This is a genomic window from Streptomyces sp. NPDC096013 (assembly GCF_044763565.1).
Taxonomy (GTDB): domain Bacteria; phylum Actinomycetota; class Actinomycetes; order Streptomycetales; family Streptomycetaceae; genus Streptomyces.
The window spans coordinates 578,587-585,653 of the sequence record NZ_JBIWGK010000006.1 but is presented as its reverse complement, the minus strand read 5'-3'; the positions used below and the strand labels follow the sequence as shown (position 1 = coordinate 585,653).

Sequence of the window (7,067 nt, the reverse complement as noted above, 5' to 3'; positions counted from 1 at the left end):
AGTGCCTCGAAGAACCTCGCCTTCAGCACCTCGAAATCCACGATCCCCGCAACTCCCTGAACTCAAGGGCGTTGCGGGGATCAGTAGAGCCCGCCTACGTCGGGATGCGGGGCACTGTCGTGCCGTGGGCGGCCGTCAGCCGGTGAAGAAGTCCGGCCCCCCGTTGTTCATCGCGCCCGCGACCACCGTGTCGGGTCCCCCGTTGTTCGCCGGAACCACCGTGGCCCCCCAGCCCAGTGCCAGAACCGCCGCCACGATCCCTATGAGCCCGACCGTCTTCCTGCGCATCGTTCTTCCCCCCTGTGGTGGTGATGTCGTTCGACGTCCCTCATGGTGTCGTCGAACGATCCCGAAGCGATACCGCTCGGATACCGTCGGTCATCCTGCCGCCCGGCGAGTGCGCGGAACAGGCTCAGTTCGGGGTCGGCATCGGCGCCCGTGCGCGTCGGTTCGGGGCCGCGCCCGGCGAAGGACGCCTCGGCGGCGACCACCCGGGCGCCGCGCGGAGTGAGCACGAGACGGGTGTACGCCGGTCCGGCGCGGTAGTCCGCCAGATCGAGCAACGCCCGTGCCGCCGCCCGGAGTTCGGCCCGGTCGGGGGCGCCGAGCGGGGCCGGGTACAGCTCGGTGACGGGGCCGTCGGCGTGCTGGTGGGCCGTGATGGCGAGGACGTGGTGGGCGCCGTCGACCGTCAGGGTGTGCACGCCGAAGGCGGGTCCCGCGAGGTACTCCTCCAGCAGATAGGGGCCGGGTGCGGCGTCCGCCGCGCGGCGGGCCGTCCAGGCGGCGAGATCGCCGGTGCAGGTGATCCGGGTGACGTGGTGCGTGCCCGCCGCGTCGGTCCGCTTGACGACCAGCGGGAGTCCCACCGCCCGTACGAGTGCCGGGACTTCGGCGGCCGACCGGGCCACCCGGGCGCGGACGGGCGAGCGGCCGTTCTCGTTGAGGAGGCGGCGCATCGCGGTGTGGTCGCTGATCCGGCGCACGGACTGCGGGGTGGCGCAGGCCGGACCGGACGGGTCGGCGGCGGCCAGGGCGGCGAGGCTGCGGCGCCGGTCGTCCAGATGCAGGACCTGGGCGATGCCGTGCCGGCGCGCGGTCCTGCCGAGCAGGGCGGCGAGCGCGGCCGGGTCGCCGGTGTCGGTCAACTGCACGCCCTGGGACAGCCGTTCGGTCTCGGCGAGGCAGTGCGGTGCGCACAGCGCCGGGTCCTGCACCGACCAGACCCGGAACCCGGCCGTCACGGCCCTGACCACCGAGGTGTGACAGGGCCGGACGAGGAGCAGCCTCCGGTCGGCTCCGCACCTCATGTGCCGGCCGGTGACCGGTCCAGTCCGACGAGTTCGTCGGCGAGGGTGCCGCCGCTGCCCCAGTGGTCGTGCGGTACGTCCCGGACGAGGACGGTCACGGCCTCCTTGGGGCAGCCCGCGACCCGGGAGGCGGTGGCGGTCAGTTCGGCCACGAGCTCGGCGCGCGCGGCACGGTCGTTGCCCTGCCACCAGTCGACGGTGATCACCGGCATGTCATTGCTCCTTGCGAGAGGGGGTGTTGGGGAGGGTGGTGTCCGTGCCGTCCTGCCACAGGCTCAGATAGCGCTCGCCGGTGTCGGGCAGCACGGTGACGACGGTCCGGCCCGCGTACTCGGGCTTCGCGACGAGCCGGGCGCAGGCGTGCACGGCCGCGCCGGACGAGACGCCGACGAACACTCCTTGGCCGCGCGCGAGTTCACGGGCGGTGTGCAAGGCGTCCGCGTCGGTCACGGTGACGACCTCGTCGATGAGGGAGACATCGGTGGTGGCCGCGACGAATCCGCCGTTGAGGCCGGGGATGCGGTGCTGCCCCGCCGAACCGCGCGACAGCACGGGGGAGTTCTCCGGTTCGACCGCGACGACGTGCACGGCCGGGTTCTGCTCCTTGAGGTACCGGGCGATGCCGGTCAGGGTGCCGCCGGTGCCGACCCCGCACACCAGGACGTCGACCTGGCCGCCGGTGTCCGCCCAGATCTCGGGGCCGGTCGTCTCGTAGTGGGCGCGGATGTTGTCCTCGTTCTCGTGCTGGCGGGTGAACCAGGAGCCGGGTGTGGCCGCGTGGATCTCCTCGGCCCGGGCGATCGCGCCCTGGTAGCCGGCCTCGCGCGGGGTGCGGACGACCTCGGCGCCGAGCGCGCCGAGCAGGGCGACGCGTTCGGCGGTGGCGCTGTCGGGCAGCACGATCACACAGCGGTGGCCGCGCGCGGCGGCGAGGGCGGCCAGCGCGATCCCCGTGTTGCCCGAGGTGGCTTCGACGACCGTTCCGCCGGGCCGGAGTTCGCCGCGTTCCTCGGCGGCCCGCAGCATGAACAGGGCGGCCCGGTCCTTGATGCTGGACAGCGGGTTCACGGACTCCAGCTTGGCCAACACCCGTACGTCGTCGGCGGCTTCGTCCATACGCAGCCGGACCAGCGGAGTCGAGCCGACCAGGTCGGCGATGCTGTCGGCGATGGGCTGGGGCACGGTGTCCTCACGTGGGTCGGAAGTGGATCAGGCGTCTTCGAGCACGAGCTGCTCCAGGAACCAGGTCTCGACCTGCCGCAACCGTGTCTCCACGGTCGCCCGGTCGGGTCCCGAGACCAGCACCGTGCACAGGAAGTCGGACGAGGTCCGGGCCGCCGCGAGGGTCTGGCCGGGCTGCACGAAGACCCGGAACCGTTCGACCCAGGGGAACTCCGGCGGTACGGCGTCCGGTACGGCGGCAACCCGCCCCGGCCGCTTCATCAGCACCAGCTGGCCGGTCATGGTGCGCGGCAACGGCCGTTCACCGGACGGCGGTCGCTCCACGGCCACCGCCAGCCCCAGTTCGGCGCGCAGCCAGCTCTCCGTGGGGTCGGCGCCGAACAGCAGCGTGACGATGTCGCGGATCGCGGCACCGCCCGTGCGGCAGGCGATCTCGCAGAGCACCAGCTCGTCGTCGGGCGTGTGGAAGACCTCGGCGTGGAAGGCGAAGTTCTCCGGCCCCGGCAGCGCCGCGAGCAGCCGCTCGGTGAACGCCAGCAGCCGGTGTGCCAGCGGGTCGTCCACGTCGAGGGTGAGGTCGATCCGGGGCCCGGTGTCGGTGGCGTAGGTGGCCAGCGCGTACTGGTACTGCGAGGGCCAGGCCACCGCGAGCCGGCCGTCTAGCACCAGGCCGTCGATGTGGCAGAGGGGGCCGGGGACGTACTCCTCGGCGATGAGGTTCGGCAGGTCGGGGCCGTAGAGGTCGAAGTCCTTCGCGAGGTAGGTGTCCAGCTCCTCGCGGCTGCCGAGGATATGGAGGCCGACCGAGCCCGCGCTGTCACGCGGCTTGAGGACCAGGGGGAAGCCGTGCGCGTCGGCGAACGCCACGATGTCGGTCGCCGTCTCCATCTCCCGGTACGCGGCCACCCGCACCCCGGCCGCCGCCGCCAGCTCCTTCATCAGGGACTTGTCCCTGAACGGCAGCACGGTACCGGTCCGTTGACCGGGCAGGCCGAGTATCTCCCGCAGCACGGCGGCCCGTTCGAGGTCCCGTTCGTGCGGGGCGACGACGTGGGTGACGCCGTACGCCCGCGCGAGGTCCAGCGCGCGTTCCTCCAGCCGCCCGCTCGTGTCGTAGCCGTCGACCGCCTCGGTGTACGCGTATCCGGCGCCGGACAGCGGGAGTTGCTCGCCCACCCGGTCCAGGTTCTCGCGCGAGGCGAGCAGCAGGACGTCTCCGTCGTGGTCGGCGAACCAGGAGTCGTAGGGGACCGCGTGCAGCGAGCCGACCTGGTGCAGGACGAGAACACTCATTCAGACCGCCTCCGCGTCTTCCAGCTGCCGTGCCTGCGCGCACACGAGGTGACGTGCGTCGCCGGTGTCCCCCGTGTACCGGACGATGTCGACGCGCCAGGTGCCGTGCGCGTCGCGTACTGCCTCGGTCTCGAAGGGATGGCCCGGTGCCGCGGGCAGCACCGCGAGGGCCGCGTCGGTGGCCGGGTTGCCGGGGCCGTGGTGCCGGGGTCCGCCGGTCGCGGGTTCGACGGTGAGCCCTGCGGTGGCGGCCGTGTCGCCCTCGGCGAGACCGCCCCGGGCGAAGGCACGCAGCGCGGTCTCGTCCGCGAGCTGGGCGACGACCGCCCGCTCGGGGCCGCGCCGCCGCCGCACCACCAGGGGATATCCCCAGGCGTGGGCGGCCCGGTACAGGTCGGGGATCGTGGCGGCGGGCGCCCGCCGTACGACGGGCACGCCCGCGGCACCGAGCAGTTCGGCCGCCCGGATCGCGTCGGCGCCGACTATGGCCTCGTCCCGGGTCTGCCCGGGGAGACCCAGCCGGTCGCGGAGCGCACCGGCGCGGATCTGGTCGTCGGGGTGCAGGGCGACCAGCGCGGTCACGTGGGTGTTCGACGCGAGGCTCAGGACGGCGAGTTCGGCGGTGGCGGAGGCGGAGTCCGCGGCGGTCGTGGAGGAGTCCACCACGATCGCGTCCCCGCCCAGCCACTCCCCGTACGGCAGTTCCCCCAGGGACCGCCGGTGCAGTACGACGACCGTCATGCCCGGTCCTCCCCTTCCATGCGGACCGTGAGCCCGGTCGCGACCAGTTCCTCGCACAGCAGGACCGCCTTGTCGGTGTCCGGGCCGGTGACGGCGATCAGGCCGAGCCGGTCCCAGTTGTCGCGGGCGGCACGCAGGACGGAACCCTTACGGGCCGCGATGTCGACGGCGAGGACGTCAGGGTGGGCGCGGAGTTCCTCGGCGCCGGTGATCTCGGCGACCGTGCCGGGGCGTCCGAGCAGTCCGCGGACACAGCCCGCGGCGCGTGCCTCGGGGCGGGCGGGCAGCGGCTCGACCAGGCCGAAGGGCCAGGCGAGGGCGTACCGCACGAGGTCGATGCCGTAGGCCGCCTCGACGAGGGTCTGGATACGTCCGCCGCCGTTGCGGTTGTGACCCTCGATGACCAGGGGTCCGCGCGGCGAGAGCCTCAACTCGGTGTGCGCGGGGCCGTCCTTGAGGCCGACCGCGTCGAGGAAGGCGGCCACGGCCGCCTCGATGCGCCGTTCGTCCTCGGCGCGCAGCCTGGCCGGCATCGCGTGGCCCAGTTCCGCGAAGTGGGTCTCGTCGACGAGCTTCTCGGTGATGGCGACGACGACGTGCCGGCCGCCGAAACTGAAGGACTCGATGCTGAACTCGGGCCCCGGGATGTACTCCTCCATGAGGTAGCCGCCGACCTGGTAGAGCGTGGTGCCCCGGTCGACGCCGTCCGCGCGCAGCGTCTCGATGCGCCGCCACACCTCGTCGACGTCCTCGGGCCCCGACACCTTGAAGATGCCGAACCCGGCGGTCAGGTCGGTGGGCTTCACGACGAAGGGGTAGCCGTGCGCCGGCCCGAACGCGGCGAGGCTGTCCCGGTCGGTCAGCGGTCCGGCGCCGATCGCGAACTCCGGTGCCACCTGGGCGAGATGGCGTCGCATCGCGAGCTTGTCCCGCAGCAGCCGTGCCGTCTCGTGGCCGGTGCCGCCGAGCTCGAACAGGTCGTTGATCCGGCCCGCGATCTCCAGGCCCGGTTCGGTCAGGGAGAGCGCGGCGGCGAAGTCCCACACCTGGTGGGCGGCCCTGGCCAGCGGTTCCACCACGGCCCAGTCGGTGAAGTCGGCGACGAAGGTGACGTCCGCGAGCCGCGCCTGCTCGGGGTCGAACTTGTCCTTGTGCTGGATCAGGATCACGTTCAGGCCGAGGGACTTGGCGATCCGCAGCGGCTCGGTGAGATGCCCGAGCAGCAGCAGGGTGCGCTCGGGCACCATCGGCCGCGCGTTCTGCGGCTGTACGGCGTTCAGGCGCGCCGAGGTGTAGGTCACCGTCAGCAACTCCTGCGCCGCACGCGCCCGTTGCTCGGTCTCCCGGGCGTCGGCTCCCTCGACGACCACGAACCCGTGGCGGCTGCCGGAGTGCACCGTGACGGGGAGTTCGTCGCCGGGGCCGTACGGGAACCGCAGGTCGTGGACGTACGGCAACTCCTCGATGGCGGCCTGGCCCCGGACGTTCTCGATGCGGCCCGGTTCCAGCTGGAAGAAGGAGATCGCCGCCGAGCGCTCGGCGGGACCCGGGGTGACGGGACGTCCGGCGAGTGCCTCGAAGATCGCGGCCTCGATGTCGAAGCCGGTGGCGACGCGGATCAGGTGCGGGATGCGGTCGCCGCCGAGCCGGGCCTGCGACTCGACGATGCGCGGGCCGTCGGCGGTCAGGATGATCTCGGTGTGGGCGGGGCCGAAGCGGTGACCGGCCGCGTCCAGCAACGCGGTGACCAACTCGCCCATTTCAGCCGCGGTTTCGGCGGGCAGCGGCGCCGGGAAGAGCTGGCCGGTCTCCACGAACAGGTCGCCGTCGGTGACCTGCTTGGCGGTGACGCCGACGACCTGGTGGACCCCGGCCGCGCTGAGCGTCTCGACGCTGAACTCGGGGCCGTCGAGGAACTCCTCGACGACCACGGGACCGTCGTAGGAGAAGTCCCGCACCTCCTGCTGCCAGGCGTGGAGTTCGTCGGGGGTGCGGACCAGGCGGACGCCCGCGCTGCCCTGGAGGCGGGTGGGCTTGACGATCGCCGGGTAGCCGAAGTCCGCGAGGAGTGCGGGGACTTCGGTGGGGGTGTCGGTGGTCGCGCTGCGCATCGGGGAGAGGGCGTGGGCGGCGAGGAGTGCGCGCATCGCGGCCTTGTCGTTGAGGCGGCGGACGGCCTCCGGCGGGTTGAGGGCCAGGCCCAGGGCATCGGCCTCCAGGGCGGCCGGGAGCATGGTGGACTCCTTGCCGAGGTGCAGGACGTGGGCGACGTCGTGGGCGCGGGCCGTCTCGCGGATCAGGGCGCGCAGGGCGGGCTCGTCGGTGAAGTCGGCGTGGAGCAACGCGACGGAGTGGCGCGCCACGTCGCGCAGGTAGTCCGGCGTCTGGAGGGTCGGGTCCCAGATCGAGACGACCTCGAAGCCGGCGGCCACGGCCTTCTCCACCAGCTGGCGGTACGGCTGGACCATGAGGATCCGGTGGTTCTCGGTCACTGCTGGGCCCTTTCAGGAAGTTGCGCAAGTGGGGTGCGGGATACGGCGG

At 72.8% G+C, this 7,067-nt stretch carries 7 protein-coding genes; all 7 read right to left on the bottom strand.

What is annotated here, in order from left to right:
- Nucleotides 1–135 precede the first annotated feature (135 nt).
- On the bottom strand, nt 136–288 hold the full coding sequence (locus ACIRB1_RS23565) for a hypothetical protein (protein WP_352179642.1): 153 nt from the start codon (nt 286–288) through the stop codon (nt 136–138).
- Nucleotides 261–1,244: an acetyl-CoA carboxylase biotin carboxylase subunit family protein gene (locus ACIRB1_RS23560; RefSeq protein WP_403466821.1), complete on the bottom strand. Its 984-nt coding sequence runs from the start codon at nt 1,242–1,244 to the stop codon at nt 261–263. Before ACIRB1_RS23560 ends, ACIRB1_RS23565 begins: the two co-directional genes overlap by 28 nt.
- 62 nt (nt 1,245–1,306) lie before the next feature.
- Entirely contained in the window at nt 1,307–1,522 is a 216-nt protein-coding gene (locus ACIRB1_RS23555; protein ID WP_352179644.1) for a 4-oxalocrotonate tautomerase family protein, read from the bottom strand.
- 1 nt (nt 1,523) lies between these two features.
- Complete coding sequence (gene cysK, locus ACIRB1_RS23550; protein WP_403466820.1) at nt 1,524–2,492, bottom strand: cysteine synthase A; 969 nt, start codon at nt 2,490–2,492, stop codon at nt 1,524–1,526.
- Nucleotides 2,493–2,519: 27 nt separating this feature from the next.
- Nucleotides 2,520–3,785: a hypothetical protein gene (locus tag ACIRB1_RS23545; RefSeq protein ID WP_403466819.1), complete on the bottom strand. Its 1,266-nt coding sequence runs from the start codon at nt 3,783–3,785 to the stop codon at nt 2,520–2,522.
- On the bottom strand, nt 3,786–4,526 hold the full coding sequence (locus ACIRB1_RS23540) for a hypothetical protein (RefSeq protein ID WP_403466818.1): 741 nt from the start codon (nt 4,524–4,526) through the stop codon (nt 3,786–3,788). It abuts the gene before it with no gap.
- The gene (locus ACIRB1_RS23535; RefSeq protein WP_403466817.1) at nt 4,523–7,018 is read right to left on the bottom strand and encodes an ATP-grasp domain-containing protein; all 2,496 of its coding nucleotides are present in this window, start codon (nt 7,016–7,018) and stop codon (nt 4,523–4,525) included. The genes ACIRB1_RS23540 and ACIRB1_RS23535 overlap by 4 nt, the downstream gene beginning before the upstream one ends.
- Between the last annotated feature and the right edge of the window lie 49 nt (nt 7,019–7,067).